The organism is Nonomuraea harbinensis (genome assembly GCF_019396385.1).
Taxonomy (GTDB): domain Bacteria; phylum Actinomycetota; class Actinomycetes; order Streptosporangiales; family Streptosporangiaceae; genus Nonomuraea; species Nonomuraea ferruginea.
In genome coordinates, this window is the sequence record NZ_JAHKRN010000018.1 from 46089 (window position 1) to 60444 (window position 14356).

Here is a 14356-nt window from a genome sequence, read left to right on the forward strand (position 1 = left end):
CGGGGCGGCACACGATCACACGACGACGAGCTCCCGGGTGGTGGCGTTGAGACGGTCGGCGCCTGATTCGGTGCAGACGACGATGTCCTCGATCCGCGCCCCGTGTGACCCCTGCAGGTAGATGCCGGGCTCGATGGAGAAGGCGAAGCCGGGCTCCAGCGGCTCGCCGTTGCCGGCGACGATGTACGGGTCCTCGTGGCCCTCGACGCCGATGCCGTGGCCGGTGCGGTGGATGAAGTGGTCGCCGTAGCCCGCCTCGGCGATGATGTCGCGGGCGGCCGCGTCGATCGACTCGCACGACACCCCGGGGCGGACGGCCGCGCAGGCCGCGTCCTGGGCGCGGCGCAGCACCTCGTAGTAGGCGGCGAAGTCGGCCGGCGGCTCGCCGACGCAGTAGGTGCGGGTGGAGTCGGAGCAGTAGCCGCTGGGCATCTGGCCGCCGATGTCGACCACGACCGGCTCGCCGGCCTGGATGACCCGGTCGGACACGTCGTGGTGCGGGCTGGCCCCGTTGGGCCCGGAGGCGACGATGGTGAAGTCGACGGTGGCGTGGCCGGTGGCGAGGATGGCCTCGGCGATGTCGCGCGCCACCTCCCGCTCGGTGCGGCCGGCCCGCAGGAAGCCGGGCACCTGCCGGTGCACGGCGTCGATCGCCTCGCCGGCCTCGCGCAGCGCCGCCACCTCGGCGGGCGACTTGCGCATGCGCAGCTCGCGCAGCACGCTCCCGGCGAGCACCTGCTCGGTGTCGGGCAGCACGTCGCGGAAGCGCAGCGACGCCATCGCCCACATGCGGTCGGCGACGCCGACCTTGCCGACCGGCCCGAGCCGGTCGGCGGCGATCCGGTAGGGATCGTCCGTCTCGTCCCAGGCCACGAACTCCAGGCCGAGCCGGGAGGCGGGCGACGCCTGCGCGGCCGGCAGCTCCAGCCTCGGCACCATCATGTACGGGTCGGCCGCGGCGGGCACCACCAGGCAGGTCAGCCGCTCCAGCGGCTTGGCGTCGTAGCCGCTGACATAGCGCAGGTCGGGGCCCGGCGTGAGCAGCAGGGCGTCGACACCGGCCTTGGCGGTGGCCTCCCGCACGGCGGCCAGGCGGGACACGGGATACAAGTCTGAGGACGTCACAGGCTTAATGTACTCGCCTAAAATCCGCGAAAAGCTCTCACCACACCCCATTCCCCAGACACACAGCGCACGTGCATCATCACGTACTGTGATGTCAAATGTCCCGTTCCCACACCGGCCGGAGGTCCCGATGAGCATGCTCGACGGCGACATCGAGCTGCTCGCCGCCCGACTGGCGCACGCCCAGCGGCTGGGCAACATGGGCTGGGCGGAGTGGAATCTGCGCACCGGCGGCATCGTCTGGTCCGAGCAGGTGTACGCGATCTTCGGCAGGGACCCGGCGCAGGGCCCGCTGCCTCTGGCGAACCTGGCCGCCTACGTCGAGCCCGCCGACCTGGCCGCGCTCGACGAGCTGCTGTGGACGGTGACGCAGGGCGTGGAGCCGGTCCAGGCCGAGTTCCGCGTCCGCCGTACCGACGGTGACGTGCGCAATCTGCGCATGGTCCTGGAGCCGCTGATGGCGCCCGGCGGGCCGACCGGCGTGCACGGGGTGATCCAGGACATCACAGGCCGCCGCCGCGCCGAACGCATCATGTCGGAGTCGCGCCGCCAGCTGCTGGAGGCGCGGGTGCAGGCCGCCGAGGAGCGGCACGTGATGCTGGCGCTGCGCGAGGCGATCCTGCCGGAGCCGGTCGGCTGCCTGGACCTGCCGCACACCAGGATCGCGGTACGGTACGTGCCCGCGGAGAAGACGGCGAGCCTGGGCGGCGACTGGTTCGAGGCGGCGGCCCTGCCCGACGGGCGGGCGCTGCTGGCCATCGGCGACGTGTCCGGCCACGGCCTGCCGGCGATCGCGCACATGGCCCAGCTCCGCCACGCCCTGGTCGGGCTGACGATGACGGGCGAGCCGCCGAACCAGCTGCTGACCTGGCTGAACGACCTGGTGCTGCACCGCCTGGCCGACACCACCGCGACGGCGATCATCGGCCATCTGGACGCCGCTACCCGGGTGTTCACCTGGGGGCAGGCGGGCAACCTGGCGCCGGTGCTGGTGCGCGACGGCGTGGCCAGCAGGCTCGCCCCGCCGCGCGGCATCCTGCTGGGCGCCACCGGCGAGGTGCCCTACCAGCTCGCCACGACCCGGCTGCGGAGCGGCGACCTGGTGCTGATGTTCACCGACGGGCTGGTGGAGCGGCGCACCCGCGACATCGACGAGGGCCTGGACCTGGTGATGACGGCGGCGTGCAAGCTGCCGGGCCGCGACCTGGACGAAGGCCTGGACCGGCTGCTGGAGGACATCGGCGGCCCGAACCCGGAAGACGACGCGTGTCTGCTGGCGGTGGGCATACTGGGCACGTGCTGATGCTTCTGGACACTCCCTCGCTCTACTTCCGCGCCTTCTACGGCATCCCTGAGACGATCACCGCGCCCGACGGCATGCCGGTGAACGCGGTGCGTGGGCTGATCGACATGATGGCCACGCTGGTGCGCGGCCACTCCCCCACCGGGCTGGCGGCCACCATGGACGCCGACTGGCGGCCCGCCTTCCGGGTGGCGGCGCTGCCCTCGTACAAGGCCCACAGGGTCGCCCACGGCGACGTCGAGGAGGTGCCGGAGGCGCTGGTGCCGCAGATCGCGGTGATCGAGCAGGTGCTGGACGCGCTCGGCATCCCCCGGCCGCAGTCGCCGGGTTACGAGGCCGACGACGTCATCGGCACGCTCACGTACCGGGCGCCCGGCGCGGTGGACATCGTGACCGGCGACCGCGACCTGTTCCAGCTCGTCGACGACGCCCGCCCGGTGCGGGTCCTCTACACCGCGCGCGGGGTGCGCAACCTGCAGCTGGTGGACGAGGCGTGGGTGAGCGCCAAGTACGGCATCCCGGGCCGCGGCTACGCCGACTTCGCGACGCTCCGCGGCGACCCGAGCGACGGCCTGCCGGGTGTCCCGGGTGTGGGCGAGAAGACGGCGGCGGCGCTGGTCACCCGGTTCGGCTCGCTGGCGGCGATGCTGGAGGCGCTCGACGGGGGCGGCGCCGAGGGGTTCCCCGCGGGCGCGCGCAACAAGCTGGCCGCCGCGCGCGACTATCTGGAGGCCGCGCCGGTCGTGGTCAAGGTCGCGCACGACGCGCCGCTGCCCGACGCCGACCTGACGCTGCCTGCCAAGCCGCGCGACCCGGAGGCGCTGGTGGCGCTGGCCGACCGTTACGGGCTCGACGGGCCGCTCAACAGGTTGCTGGACGTGCTGAACCGCTAGGGCGCACGAGAATCCGACATATAGGTTTAATGCCGCGAGTCGCCCGGCCCGATAGGTTGACCCCGTGTCGAAGACGACCAGCATCCGGGTCCCGGCCGGGGTCCCCGCCCGCCTCGAAGACGGGTTCGGCCGGATCCGGCGCGAGCTGAAGCTGCCGGACGCCTTCCCGGCCAGAGTGGCCGAGGAGGCCGCCTGGGTGGCCCGGGTGCCCAGACCGGGCGGCGAGGACCTGACCGGGCTGCCGTTCGTCACCGTCGACCCGCCCGGCTCGATGGACCTGGACCAGGCGTTCCACCTGGAGCGGCTGCGCGGCGGCTACCGGGTCTGGTACGCGATCGCCGACGTGGGCGCGTTCGTCCGCCCCGGCGGCGTGATCGACGCCGAGGCCCGGGCCAGGGGCGCGACCGTCTACCTGCCCGGCGGCAATGTGCCGCTGCACCCACCGGTGCTGTCGGAGGGCGCGGCCAGCCTGCTGCCGGGCGCGGAGCGGCCCGCCGTGGTCTGGCGGATCGACCTCGACGGCGACGGCCGCACGGTCGGCGTGGACGTGCTGCGGGCGCTGGTGCGCAGCCGCGAGCGGCTCGACTACGAGTACGTGCAGGCGGCGGTCGAGACCGGCACCGCCGACGGCACGATCGGCCTGCTGGCCGAGATCGGCGGGCTTCGGCTGGCGCTGGAGCGCGACCGCGGCGGGGTGACGCTCCCGACGCCGGAGCAGCAGCTGGTCCCGTCCGACGGCGGCTACCGGCTGGAGTATCGGCTGCCGCTGCCCGCCGAGGCGTGGAACGCCCAGCTGTCGCTGCTGGCGGGGACGGCTGCGGCGCAGCTGATGCTGGAGGCGGAGATCGGCGTCCTCCGGGTGCTGCCCGCGCCCCGCCCGGCCGACCTGGACCGGGTGCGCCGGGTGGCGCTGGCCCTGGAGGTGCCGTGGCCCGAGGGCGCCGCCTACGGGGCGGTGGTGCACGGCCTGGACGCCAAGCTGCCCCGGCACGCGGCGTTCCTGCACGAGGCGCGGGTGCTGCTGCGCGGCGCCGGGTACGCGGCCTTCGACGGGACGCCGCCGAAACTGGCCGAGCACGCCGCGGTCGCGGCCCCGTACGCGCATGTGACGGCGCCGCTGCGGCGGCTGGTGGACCGCTACGCGAGCGAGGTGTGCCTGGCGATCGCCGCGGGCGAGCCGGTGCCGTCGGACGTGCGCCGGGCGCTGGCCGAGCTGCCGGAGCTGATGGCGGTCTCCGGCCGGCGGGCGGGCGCGGCCGAGCGGGCCTGCGTCGACCTGGTCGAGGCCTACCTGCTGCGCGACCTGATCGGGCAGGAGTTCACCGCGATGGTGGTCGACGTGCACGAGCGCGGCGGCGGGCTGGTGCAGCTGGCCGACCCGGCCGTGATCGCGCGCTGCGACGGCGACCTGCCGCTGGGCGAGCACGTGACCGTACGGCTCATCAGGGCCGAGCCGGCCACCCGCGAGGTCCGCTTCGCCCTCCCCTGAGCAGGTCCCCGGGCACGGTCCTGAGCACGGTCCTGAGCACGGTCGCGGGGACGCTCCGCTGCGCGCGGGCGGTCACACCAGCGACGAGTACGCCACCACGCCGCGCCGCATCCCGTCGACGGCCTTCGTCGCGGTCTGCCTGATCGCGCTGCCGGGCGGGGCCGCGCTGCTGATCTGGCCGAGCAGGTCCATCAGCTGCTTGATCCAGCGGACGAAGTCGCCGGCCGCCAGCTCGCTGCCGTTGACGCCGTCCATCAGCACCGCGTCCAGGCTGTGGCCCTTCGTCCACCGGAACGCCGCCCAGGCGAAGGCCAGGTCGGGCTCACGGATGGTGGACAGGCCGTGGTCGGCCTCGATGCCCTCCAGCTCGCCCCACAACCGGATCATGGCCGTCAGCGCGTCCTGCGCCCGCCCGGCGGGGATCTTCGGCCTGCGGGCGTCGTCGGACTGGCGCGACTCGAACACCAGCGCCGACACGCACGCCGCCAGCTCGGCCGGGTCGAGCTCCTCCCACAGGCCGCTGCGCAGGCACTCGGCGGTCAGCAGGTCGAGCTCGGTGTAGAGGCGGCCCAGGCGGCGGCCCTCGTCGGTGACGTGCTCGCCGTGGAGGTAGCCCAGCTGCTCCAGCACCGAGCAGATGCGGTCGAAGGTGCGCGAGATGACGTGGGAGCGGCCCTCCACCCTGCGGCGCAGCCCCTGCGTCTCGCGCAGCAGCTTGTGGTAGCGCTCGGCCCAGCGGGCGTGGTCCTCGCGCTCGTCGCAGCCGTGGCAGGGATGCTGCCTGATCTGCCGGCGCAGGTCGTTGATCTCCTCGTCCTCCACCGCGTGGTCGCGCGCCCTGGGCGGCTTGCCCAGGTCGCGGTCGCCGATCTTGGCCAGCAGGGTGGAGACCAGGTCGGCGCGTTCCTTCGGCGAGCGGCCGTTGAAGTTCTTCGGGATGCGGATCTTCTCCAGCGGCTCGACCGGCACCGGGAAGTCGGCCGGGTCGAGCTTCTTGACCTGCTTGCCGATGGTCAGCACCAGCGGCGTCGGCCCCGTCGCCGCCGACCTGTTGCGCGGGTTGCGGCCGGGGTCGAGCACGATCGCCAGCCCGGCCCGCCGGCCGCCGGGCACCCGGATGACGTCGCCGGGCTCCAGCGCCTCCAGCGAGCGCACCGCCGCCGCGCGCCGGGCCGCGCCGCGCTGGCGGGACATCTCCGCCTCCCGGTCGGACAGCCGCCTGCGCAGCGTCGCGTACGCGCCGAAGTCGCCCAGGTGGCAGGTCATCGCCTCCTGGTAGCCCTCCAGCGCCTCCTCCTGCTTGCGCAGCTGCTTGGCCAGCCCGACGACCGCCCGGTCGGCCTGGAACTGCGCGAACGACTCCTCCAGCAGCGCCCTGGCCCGCTCCCGCCCGAACTGGCCGACGAGGTTGACCGCCATGTTGTAGGAGGGCTGGAAGCTGGAACGCAGGGGGTAGGTGCGGGTGCCGGCCAGGCCGGCCACCGACAGCGGGTCCATGGCGGGCTGCCACAGCACCACCGCGTGGCCCTCGACGTCGATGCCGCGCCGGCCGGCCCGCCCGGTGAGCTGGGTGTATTCGCCGGGGGTGAGGTCGGCGTGGGTCTCGCCGTTCCACTTGTCGAGCTTCTCGATGACCACGCTGCGGGCCGGCATGTTGATGCCCAGGGCCAGCGTCTCGGTCGCGAACACCGCTTTGACCAGGCCGCGGGTGAACAGTTCCTCCACGACCTCCTTGAAGGCCGGCAGCATGCCCGCGTGGTGGGCCGCCAGCCCGCGCTCCAGGCAGTCGCGCCACTCCAGGTAGCCCAGCACGGCCAGGTCCTCGTCGGGCAGGTGGGCGGTGCGCTCGTCGACCAGCTGGCGGATCTCGTGGCGCTCCCGCTCGGTCGTCAGCCGGATCCCGGCGTACAGGCACTGCTGGACGGCCGCCTGGCAGCCCGCGCGGGAGAAGATGAACGTGATCGCGGGCAGAAGCCCCTCGGCGTCGAGCTTCTCGATCACCTGCGCCCGGTCGGGCGGCCTGGACCGCGACGGCCGGTTGTAGCCGCGCCCGCGGCGGCCGGCCATCAGCCGCTCGGCGTCGCGCGTGACCCGCATCAGCGTCGGGTTGATGCGCGGCACGTCGTCATCGGGCAGGAACAGGTCGTAGATGCGGTTGCCGACCATCATGTGCTGCCACAGCGGCACCGGGCGGTGCTCGTCGACGATGACCGTGGTGTCGCCGCGCACCTCGCCGAGCCACTCGCCGAACTCCTCGGCGTTGCTGACCGTGGCCGACAGCGCGACCAGCCGGACCGACTCCGGCAGGTGGATGATGACCTCTTCCCAGACCGCGCCGCGGAACCGGTCGGCGAGGTAGTGGACCTCGTCCATGACGGCGAAGCCGAGCCCGGCCAGCGTGGCCGAGCCGGCGTAGAGCATGTTGCGCAGCACCTCGGTCGTCATGACGACGATGGGCGCCTCGCCGTTGACGCTGTTGTCTCCGGTCAGCAGGCCGACCTTGGCGGTGCCGTACCGCTTGACCAGGTCGTTGTACTTCTGGTTGGACAGCGCTTTGATCGGGGTCGTGTAGAAGCACTTGCGGCCCTGCTCCAGGGCGAGGTGGACGGCGAACTCGCCGACGACCGTCTTGCCCGATCCGGTCGGGGCCGCCACCAGCACGCCGTCGCCCGCTTCCAGCGCCCGGCAGGCGTCGATCTGGAAGTCGTCGAGCTCGAACTCGTACAGGCCCCGGAACGACCGGAGAGCGGCCTCGTCACCGGAGTACTTCTGACGGAAGGCCGCGTAGCGTTCCGCTGGCGTTGTCATACCCGCAAGCCTATCGAAACCGCCATTCCGGTCGGTCCCAAGGTGATCGTCTCCGGGCCGGCCGCCTTTACAAAGTCAGGTCAGTACGGTCAGCGCTCCCGGCCGGATCTCGCAGGTCACCGGGCCCGGCCCGATCCGCTCGCCGTCGGCGTAGGCCACCACGCCGGGGGCCTCCAGCCGCACGCTCCTGGCGCGCCGCACGGTGACGGCCCGGTGGGTCACGTGGGTGCCCCGGTAGACGCTGGGGAACACGCGCAGGAACTCGGCCTTGCCCAGCGCCTCCACCATCATCACGTCCAGCAGCCCGTCGTCGGGCAGCGCGTCGGGGCACACCCGCATCCCGGCGCCGTAGGAGGAGGTGTTGCCCACGGCCACGAGCATGGCCTCCCGCTCGTACGGCTCGCCGTCGTCGAGCGTGACCCGGAACGGGATGGGCTCGAAGGAGCGCAGCTCCTGCGCGGTGGCCAGCAGGTAGCGGGCCATGCCGGGCGGCCAGGTGAGCCGGTTGGCGCGCTCGTTCACCCGCGAGTCGAACCCGCAGCACACCACCCCGGCGAACAGCTCCTCGCCGTCACCGGTGCCGATGCGGGCGGCGTCGACCGCCCGGGGCCGCATCCGCAGGACGGTCCCGGCCGCGGCGATCGGGTCCTTGTGCGCGAGGCCGAGCGCGGCCGCGATGTCGTTTCCGGTGCCGGCGGGGATGATGCCGAGGGGCACGTCGGTGCCGGCCACGGCCTGCACGGCCAGGTGCACCAGGCCGTCGCCGCCGAAGGCGACGAGCGCGTCGGGCCGCTCGGCGACCGCGAGGCAGGCCCGGTCGAGCGCGTCGGCGGCGTCGTCGCCGACGATCACGGACAGCTCGGCGCCGCCCGCGCGCAGTCTGCGGGCGACGGGTTCGAGCAGGCGCAGCGTCCGGCCGCCGCGGGCGGCAGGGTTGACGAGCAGGGCGAGATGGGGGGCCACGCCCCGGAACTTACCCCCTACCGCGCGGAACCGGAATCCTCTTCCAGCTTGCCGTCGGGATCGGAGCCGAGGTCGAGCGGCGAGATCTCGTCGTCGGACAGGTGGTCGAACTCGCCGGCGGGACGCCGCTTCTCCCGCAGGTACATGAACAGCTCGGCGCCCAGGAACAGCACGATCATCGGCGTGGCCAGCGCCATCATGGTGATCGGGTCACCGCCAGGGGTGACGATCGCGCCGAAGACGAACATCAGGAAGACGACCAGCCGCCGGTGCTTGGCCACCGTCGCGTGCTGCAGCACCCCGATGACGTTGAGGAACACCAGCAGCAGCGGCAGCTCGAACGACACCCCGAAGATCAACAGCATGATCAGGACGTAGTCGAGGTACTGGTCGATCGCGATGGTGGCGACCGTGCCGTCGAGGCTGAAGCCGAGCAGGAACCCCAGGGCGACGTCCATGATGAGGTAGGACAGCGCCGCGCCCGCCACGAACAGCGGGATGGCCAGCGCCATGAACCCCATCGTGAAGCGCTTCTCGGTGCGGTAGAGCGCGGGGGTGACGAACGCCCAGATCTGGTAGAGCCAGACCGGCGACGCCAGCACGAGGCCCACCATCAGCGAGATCTTCAGCGTGATGAAGAACGACGAGAAGATGCCGTTGTAGGTGAGGCTGCACTCGCCGGTGAGCTGGTGTGACTGGGTCGTGGAGCAGTAGGGGTCCTTGAGCACCTCCCACACCGGCCCCGACACGATCCAGCCGGCGATCACGCCCACCGTCACGGCGGCGATCGCGATCAGCAGCCGGTTACGCAGCTCGCGGAGGTGGTCCATGAGCGGCATCCGGCCTTCGGCGTCACGCGGCGCCTTGGGCTCCGACCGTTTCAGCAGCGCCATCGATGAGTCCTCGGGACGAGGTGGACGAGGTCAGGAACGCTTCTCGGTCTGGGCCGCGGCACGCAGCCGCGCGGCCTGCTCCTCCAGCTGGCGCGCCTGCTCCTCGGCCGACAGCTCCACCACGGGCGTGGCCTGGAGCTGCGGCGGGGGCGCCGGCTGGGACTGGGGCTGTGGCTGGGGCTGGGCCTGCACCACGGTGGGCTTCTCGTCATCGGTCAGCCCGCTGGTCTCCGCCTTGAAGATGCGCAGGGACCGGCCGACGCCACGGGCGAGATCCGGCAGCTTCTTGGCTCCGAAGAGCAGGACCAAGGCCACCAGGATCAGAATGATCTCCGGAGCTCCCAGGCTCATGTGACCCCCTTCATGATGAGAGCGAGGTGCGGTTTCCCCCCGATCGTACGCTGCCGGAGCCTCTGCCTCATCCCCTGGCGTCCTCTTTGCGATCGAATTGATGGTGAACATGGACAATTGCCCTGTTCAGCTTGGACGCGGCGGCGCCGACCCGGACGGCCGCGACCGCCAGGACGGCCAGCCCGGCCACACCGAGCCCGATCGACACCAGGATCCACGTCATGGCCGGTGAGCGTACAGCCCCAGCGCCCGCTCGGCCTCCTCCCGCACCCGCTCGGCCGTCCCGGGCGGCGAGACGACCCGGCCGGTGTCACCGAGCCGCAGCGCCAGCTTGAGAATCCAGTCGTCGTCGCGGGCCCGCAGCGCGATCCGCAGCCGCCCCTCGCCCAGCTCGGCGACCTGCTCGCACGGGTAGTACTCGGCGACCCACCGCCCGGCGGCGGTCACCTCCAGCTCCACCAGCTCGTCGGTGGGCGACGGCCGGAACACCCCCTGGGCGACGTCGATCGGCTCGGCCTCGGCCGGCGGGTCGGCGGGCTCGTCGAGCACCTCGACGCCGAGCATCCGGTCGAGCCTGAACAGCCGCATCGCCTCGGCGCGGTAGCACCAGCACTCCAGGTAGGTGCGGCCGTCGGCGACGACGAGCCGCATCGGGTCGACCTCGCGCGGGGTGACCTCGTCGCGGCCCGGCACGTAGTAGCGCAGCGACAGCCGCCGTTTCCTGGTCAGCCCCTCGCGCACCCGGGGCAGCGCGTCGGGGGCGGCGTCGACGTCGACGGCGACCTGGCTGCTGACGGCGGCGGCGCCCTCGCCGGCGGCCCGCTCCAGCTTGGCGACGACCCGGGGCAGCGCGTCTCCCGGCAGCTCGGCCAGCTCAGGGGTGGCGGCGAGCATGCGCAGCGCCACCAGCAGCGCGCTGGCCTCGTCGATGCCGAGCCGCAGCGGCCTGGCGATGGTGTCGGCGTTGTCGATGAGGATCTCGCCGCCGTCCCAGGACACGTCGATGAGGTCGCCGGGGGTGTGGCCGGGCAGCCCGCACATCCACACCAGCTGCAGGTCGTCGATGAGCTGCTTCTCGGTCAGCCCGAACACCTCGGCCACCTCGCCGACCTGCGCGCCCGGATGGGACATCAGGTAGGGCACGAGAGCGAGCAGCCTCGGCAGCCGGTCGGCGGATCCGCTCACGCGAGCGCCCCCTTCAGTCGGCGGATGACGGCCTCGCGGGCGTCGGGCGGCCCGGCCACCTCGACGTCGGAGCCGAGGCTGGCCATCCATCCGGCCAGCCGTTCGGGGTCGGTGAAGGGCAGCTCGGCCTCGTCCCAGCCGTCGCCGCCCGGGGTGACGGTCCTGGCCAGCTGGCGCAGCCCCTCGCAGGCGCCCCGGCGGACGCGCACCACCGCGATCCGCTCCTGGGCGGGCTCGTCGGGGAAGGCCACCATGGCCCGCAGGTCGACGCCCTGCGGCACCTGGACGGCGCCGGCCTTGCCGGTGGTGGTCACCGGGCCGGCGATGCGGCTGAGCCGGAACGCGCGCGGCGCCTCGCGGCCCCGGTCGTAGCCGGCGAGGTACCACCGGCCGCGGCGGCTCACCACGCCCCACGGCTCGACGGTGCGGGTGTGCACGTTCTCGCTGCCGGCGCCGCGGTAGTCGAACCTGACCACCTTGCGGTCGCGCACCGCCTGCCACAGCGCGGGGAAGGCCGGGTCGCGGGTGTCGACGCGCAGCTCCAGCACCCCTCCCCCGATGCCGCCGCCGGGCCCGCCGCCGAGCGCGTCGTCGGTGTGGACGCCGCCCGCGCGCAGCTTCAGCAGCGCCCCCGAGGCCGCCTCGGCCAGGCTGGCCCGCTGCCACACCTGGGCGGCCAGGCCCAGCACTGCGGCCTCGTCGGGTTCGAGCGTGATCTCGGGCAGCTCGTACGACTGCCGCTCGATGCGGTAGCCGGGCTCGTCCTCCCAGGGATCGCGCACCACGTCGATGGGGATGCCGATCTCGCGCAGCTCGTTCTTGTCCCGCTCGAACATCCGCTGGAACGCCTCGTCGCTGTCGCGGTCGTAGCCGGGCACGGCGTGCCTGATCTGCTCGGCCGACAGCGGGCGCCGGGTGGCGAGCAGACAGATCACCAGATTCAGCAACCGCTCTGTCTTACGGCGCGACATCTGCTCACTCCTCCTTCAACGACGCTACCCTGCCCCCGTGATCAGATGGCGCAAGGGCGAGGTCGTACGGATCCGGCGCGAGTGGCCGGGAGCGATGGAACTGGATGTCGCCGTCCCCGGGGAGGACGGCCCGCCCGGCTCAGGGCCTGGCGCGCCGTGCCGGGCGCTGGCCTACCCGTCACTGGTGGGCCGCCCCGAACCCGGCGACGAGGTGCTGCTCAACACGACGGCACTCGCGATGGGTCTCGGTACGGGAGGTTACGCCATGGTGGTGGCCGTGCCGAACCGTTTGCCGGAAGATCCGCAGGGTCCCGGGCACCTGGTGAAGGCCCGCTACACGCCGTTGCAGGCCACGGTGCTGGGCGCGGACGAGCAGGACTCCCCGCACCACGAGGCGCTGCGCGAGGCGGACTCGGTCGACGGGATGCCGGTGGTGGTGGCCGACCTGCACTCGGCGCTGGCGCCGATCCTGTGCGGGCTGTACGCGGACGCGGGGCCGTCGGTACGGGTCGCGTACGTGATGCTCGACGGCGGGGCGCTGCCCGCGTGGTTCTCGATGTCGGCGGCGGCGCTGCGGGAGCGGGGCTGGCTGGCCGGGACGGTCACGGTGGGCCAGGCGTTCGGCGGCGACGTGGAGGCGGTCACCACCCACACGGGCCTGCTGGCGGCCCGCCACGTGCTGGGGGCGGACGTGGCGATCGTCGCGCAGGGGCCGGGCAACCTGGGTTCGGGCACCCGCTGGGGGTTCTCCGGGGTGTCGGCCGGCGAGGCGGTCAACGCCGCGTCGGTGCTGCTCGGGCGGCCGGTCGCGGCGCTGCGGGTGAGCGACGGCGACCGGCGCGAGCGCCACTACGGGATCTCCCACCACTCGCTGACCGCCTACGGCCGGGTGGCGCTGGCCCGCGCCAGGGTGCCGGTGCCGATCCTGCCGGGCGCGTTCGGCGAGCGGGTGCGCGACCAGGCCGAGCTGCTGGCCGTCCGCCACGAGCTGGTGCCGGTCGAGGTGGACGGCCTGCACGAGGCGCTGCGCGGCTCGCCGGTGCGGCTGTCGACGATGGGCCGGGGGCTGGAGGAGGACCTGCCCTACTTCCTGGCCTCGGCCGCGGCGGGCAGGCTGGCGGCCTCGCTGCTGGTGTAGGAGTCCTTGAACGTGAACGCCTCGGGGCCGGGGCCCTCGGTCCTGAGGCGTTCCAGCCGTGCCATCGCCTCGGCGAGCGTCGGGATGACGCCCTCGGGGACCCACCACATGACCATGTACGGCTCCGCCACCCGGTGGAACCACTCCCGGCGGCGGCGCAGCACCTCCAGGTGGCCGCTGCGGTAGACGTAGTTCCACAGCGAGTCGAGGTCCTCCCACACCGAGAAGTTGACCAGCAGGTGGTCGCCGTAGTCGTGCACCACGGTCGCGGTGGGGTCCGCCTCGCTCTCCTTCAGCCGCCACACGAACCCGGGGGCCTCGTCGGCGAGCGCGTTGATCGGTTCGAGCAGGGCGACGAAGTCGGCGAGTTCGGCCGAGTCGACGGGCCCGCGCAGGTGCGCGATGTTGAGTTCCGCAAGATGCATGACGCTCAGCGAACCACTCTCCGCGCTTCTATGTCAATCTCCATTTGTTTTAGAAAGGGCGACGCAGCACTCCCCGGGCCGCGGATCCAGCCTGGCCCTCCCCGGGTCGTCGCCCAGCCCGTCGAGCAGGCCCTGGCACAGCGCCAGGTTCATGGAGCAGACGAGCAGCGGCTGCTCGTGCGACAGGACGTGGAACGGGCAGTTGCGCATGCGCAGGCCGCCGGCGTCGGCGTACGGCTCGTAGCCGCGCTCGCGCAGCACCTCCTCGACGGGCCGGCCGCCGCGGCTCCTGCCCAGCCGCTCACCGGCCAGGCGGGCCGCCCGCTCCGCCCGCTCCTCGGCGCCGAGCTCGTCGACCACTCCGGCGAGCACGGAGGCGAGGGTGACATAGTCACGCGGCGGCAGGCTCACCGACCGCTCCCCCGCCGCCCTGCGGTAGACCTTCGCGGGCCGCCCGCTGCCCGGCCCCCCGCGCTCCGGCCGGCGAAAGCCGCTCTCCAGCAGCCCCGCCTCGACGAGCTTGTCGAGGTGGTGACCGGCGAGCGTGCGGGAGACGCCCGCGGCCTCCGCCGCCTCCTGCCTGCCCACCTCGCCGCCGCGGCCGGCCACCGCCTCGTACAGACTGCGCCGTACGGGATCGTGCAGCAGGGCCAGGGCATCGAGGTCGTCGTCGCTCACAGCCCGGAGTCTAGGGCCGGTGCGCGGCTTCTCGCGGACCCGCTCCAGCGTGCGGGCCCGGCCGGACTTCAGGCCCCCTACTGCTCGCGCGGCCTCGGCGTCGTGGCGCAGCGCGGGCGAGGAGGATCAAGGCT

14 protein-coding genes are annotated in these 14356 nt (G+C 73.1%); 4 read left to right on the forward strand and 10 right to left on the reverse strand.

Annotated features, from left to right (window positions below):
* Positions 1-15 precede the first annotated feature (15 nt).
* Positions 16-1125 (reverse strand): M24 family metallopeptidase, encoded by a 1110-nt coding sequence (locus tag KME79_RS19920; RefSeq protein WP_308248984.1) that lies wholly within the window; start codon positions 1123-1125, stop codon positions 16-18.
* A 130-nt stretch (positions 1126-1255) separates the two neighbouring features.
* Between KME79_RS19920 and KME79_RS19925 the strand changes: the two genes are divergently transcribed.
* The 3 genes from KME79_RS19925 to KME79_RS19935 all read left to right on the forward strand — a co-directional run bounded on the left by KME79_RS19925 (position 1256) and on the right by KME79_RS19935 (position 4810).
* Positions 1256-2428, forward strand: coding sequence for a PP2C family protein-serine/threonine phosphatase (locus tag KME79_RS19925; protein WP_219545714.1), 1173 nt, complete (start codon positions 1256-1258; stop codon positions 2426-2428).
* Positions 2428-3321 (forward strand): 5'-3' exonuclease, encoded by an 894-nt coding sequence (locus KME79_RS19930; protein ID WP_219545779.1) that lies wholly within the window; start codon positions 2428-2430, stop codon positions 3319-3321. Before KME79_RS19925 ends, KME79_RS19930 begins: the two co-directional genes overlap by 1 nt.
* A 64-nt stretch (positions 3322-3385) precedes the next feature.
* Positions 3386-4810, forward strand: a complete 1425-nt coding sequence (locus KME79_RS19935) for an RNB domain-containing ribonuclease (RefSeq protein WP_219545715.1) — start codon at positions 3386-3388, stop codon at positions 4808-4810.
* A gap of 72 nt (positions 4811-4882) precedes the next feature.
* On the opposite strand, the gene KME79_RS19940 is transcribed toward KME79_RS19935, so the two are convergent.
* The 7 genes from KME79_RS19940 to KME79_RS19970 form a co-directional block, all read right to left on the reverse strand.
* Positions 4883-7618: a DEAD/DEAH box helicase gene (locus KME79_RS19940; RefSeq protein WP_148031435.1), complete on the reverse strand. Its 2736-nt coding sequence runs from the start codon at positions 7616-7618 to the stop codon at positions 4883-4885.
* Positions 7619-7693: 75 nt separating this feature from the next.
* Positions 7694-8581, reverse strand: coding sequence for a diacylglycerol/lipid kinase family protein (locus tag KME79_RS19945; RefSeq protein ID WP_219545716.1), 888 nt, complete (start codon positions 8579-8581; stop codon positions 7694-7696).
* Between the two features lie 17 nt (positions 8582-8598).
* Positions 8599-9474 (reverse strand): twin-arginine translocase subunit TatC, encoded by an 876-nt coding sequence (gene tatC / locus KME79_RS19950; protein ID WP_246640117.1) that lies wholly within the window; start codon positions 9472-9474, stop codon positions 8599-8601.
* A gap of 30 nt (positions 9475-9504) precedes the next feature.
* Complete coding sequence (gene tatA / locus KME79_RS19955; RefSeq protein WP_148031433.1) at positions 9505-9825, reverse strand: Sec-independent protein translocase subunit TatA; 321 nt, start codon at positions 9823-9825, stop codon at positions 9505-9507.
* A 67-nt stretch (positions 9826-9892) separates the two neighbouring features.
* Complete coding sequence (locus KME79_RS19960; RefSeq protein WP_187281141.1) at positions 9893-10048, reverse strand: hypothetical protein; 156 nt, start codon at positions 10046-10048, stop codon at positions 9893-9895.
* Entirely contained in the window at positions 10045-11010 is a 966-nt protein-coding gene (locus KME79_RS19965) for a helix-turn-helix transcriptional regulator (RefSeq protein ID WP_148031432.1), read from the reverse strand. Before KME79_RS19965 ends, KME79_RS19960 begins: the two co-directional genes overlap by 4 nt.
* A complete protein-coding gene (locus KME79_RS19970) occupies positions 11007-11981 on the reverse strand; it encodes a helix-turn-helix transcriptional regulator (protein ID WP_219545717.1) in 975 nt (324 codons plus the stop codon). Before KME79_RS19970 ends, KME79_RS19965 begins: the two co-directional genes overlap by 4 nt.
* A 37-nt stretch (positions 11982-12018) precedes the next feature.
* Between KME79_RS19970 and KME79_RS19975 the strand changes: the two genes are divergently transcribed.
* Positions 12019-13119: a DUF3866 family protein gene (locus tag KME79_RS19975; protein WP_187281140.1), complete on the forward strand. Its 1101-nt coding sequence runs from the start codon at positions 12019-12021 to the stop codon at positions 13117-13119.
* Here KME79_RS19975 and KME79_RS19980 read toward each other — a convergent pair.
* Positions 13065-13544 (reverse strand): DUF3291 domain-containing protein, encoded by a 480-nt coding sequence (locus KME79_RS19980; protein ID WP_219545718.1) that lies wholly within the window; start codon positions 13542-13544, stop codon positions 13065-13067. The two genes, KME79_RS19975 and KME79_RS19980, sit on opposite strands and share 55 nt — an antisense overlap.
* Positions 13545-13577: 33 nt before the next feature.
* The gene (locus KME79_RS19985; RefSeq protein ID WP_219545719.1) at positions 13578-14222 is read right to left on the reverse strand and encodes a helix-turn-helix transcriptional regulator; all 645 of its coding nucleotides are present in this window, start codon (positions 14220-14222) and stop codon (positions 13578-13580) included.
* Positions 14223-14356: the final 134 nt, after the last annotated feature.

Excerpts from the sequence above, each read along its gene's own strand:
- tatC (WP_246640117.1), bottom strand. The coding sequence starts at position 9,474 with ATGGCGCTGCTGAAACGGTCGGAGCCCAAGGCGCCGCGTGACGCCGAA.
- KME79_RS19940 (WP_148031435.1), bottom strand. The coding sequence starts at position 7,618 with ATGACAACGCCAGCGGAACGCTACGCGGCCTTCCGTCAGAAGTACTCC.
- KME79_RS19925 (WP_219545714.1), top strand. The coding sequence starts at position 1,256 with ATGAGCATGCTCGACGGCGACATCGAGCTGCTCGCCGCCCGACTGGCG.
- KME79_RS19930 (WP_219545779.1), top strand. The coding sequence starts at position 2,428 with ATGCTTCTGGACACTCCCTCGCTCTACTTCCGCGCCTTCTACGGCATC.
- KME79_RS19980 (WP_219545718.1), bottom strand. The coding sequence starts at position 13,544 with ATGCATCTTGCGGAACTCAACATCGCGCACCTGCGCGGGCCCGTCGAC.
- tatA (WP_148031433.1), bottom strand. The coding sequence starts at position 9,825 with ATGAGCCTGGGAGCTCCGGAGATCATTCTGATCCTGGTGGCCTTGGTC.
- KME79_RS19960 (WP_187281141.1), bottom strand. The coding sequence starts at position 10,048 with ATGACGTGGATCCTGGTGTCGATCGGGCTCGGTGTGGCCGGGCTGGCC.
- KME79_RS19970 (WP_219545717.1), bottom strand. The coding sequence starts at position 11,981 with ATGTCGCGCCGTAAGACAGAGCGGTTGCTGAATCTGGTGATCTGTCTG.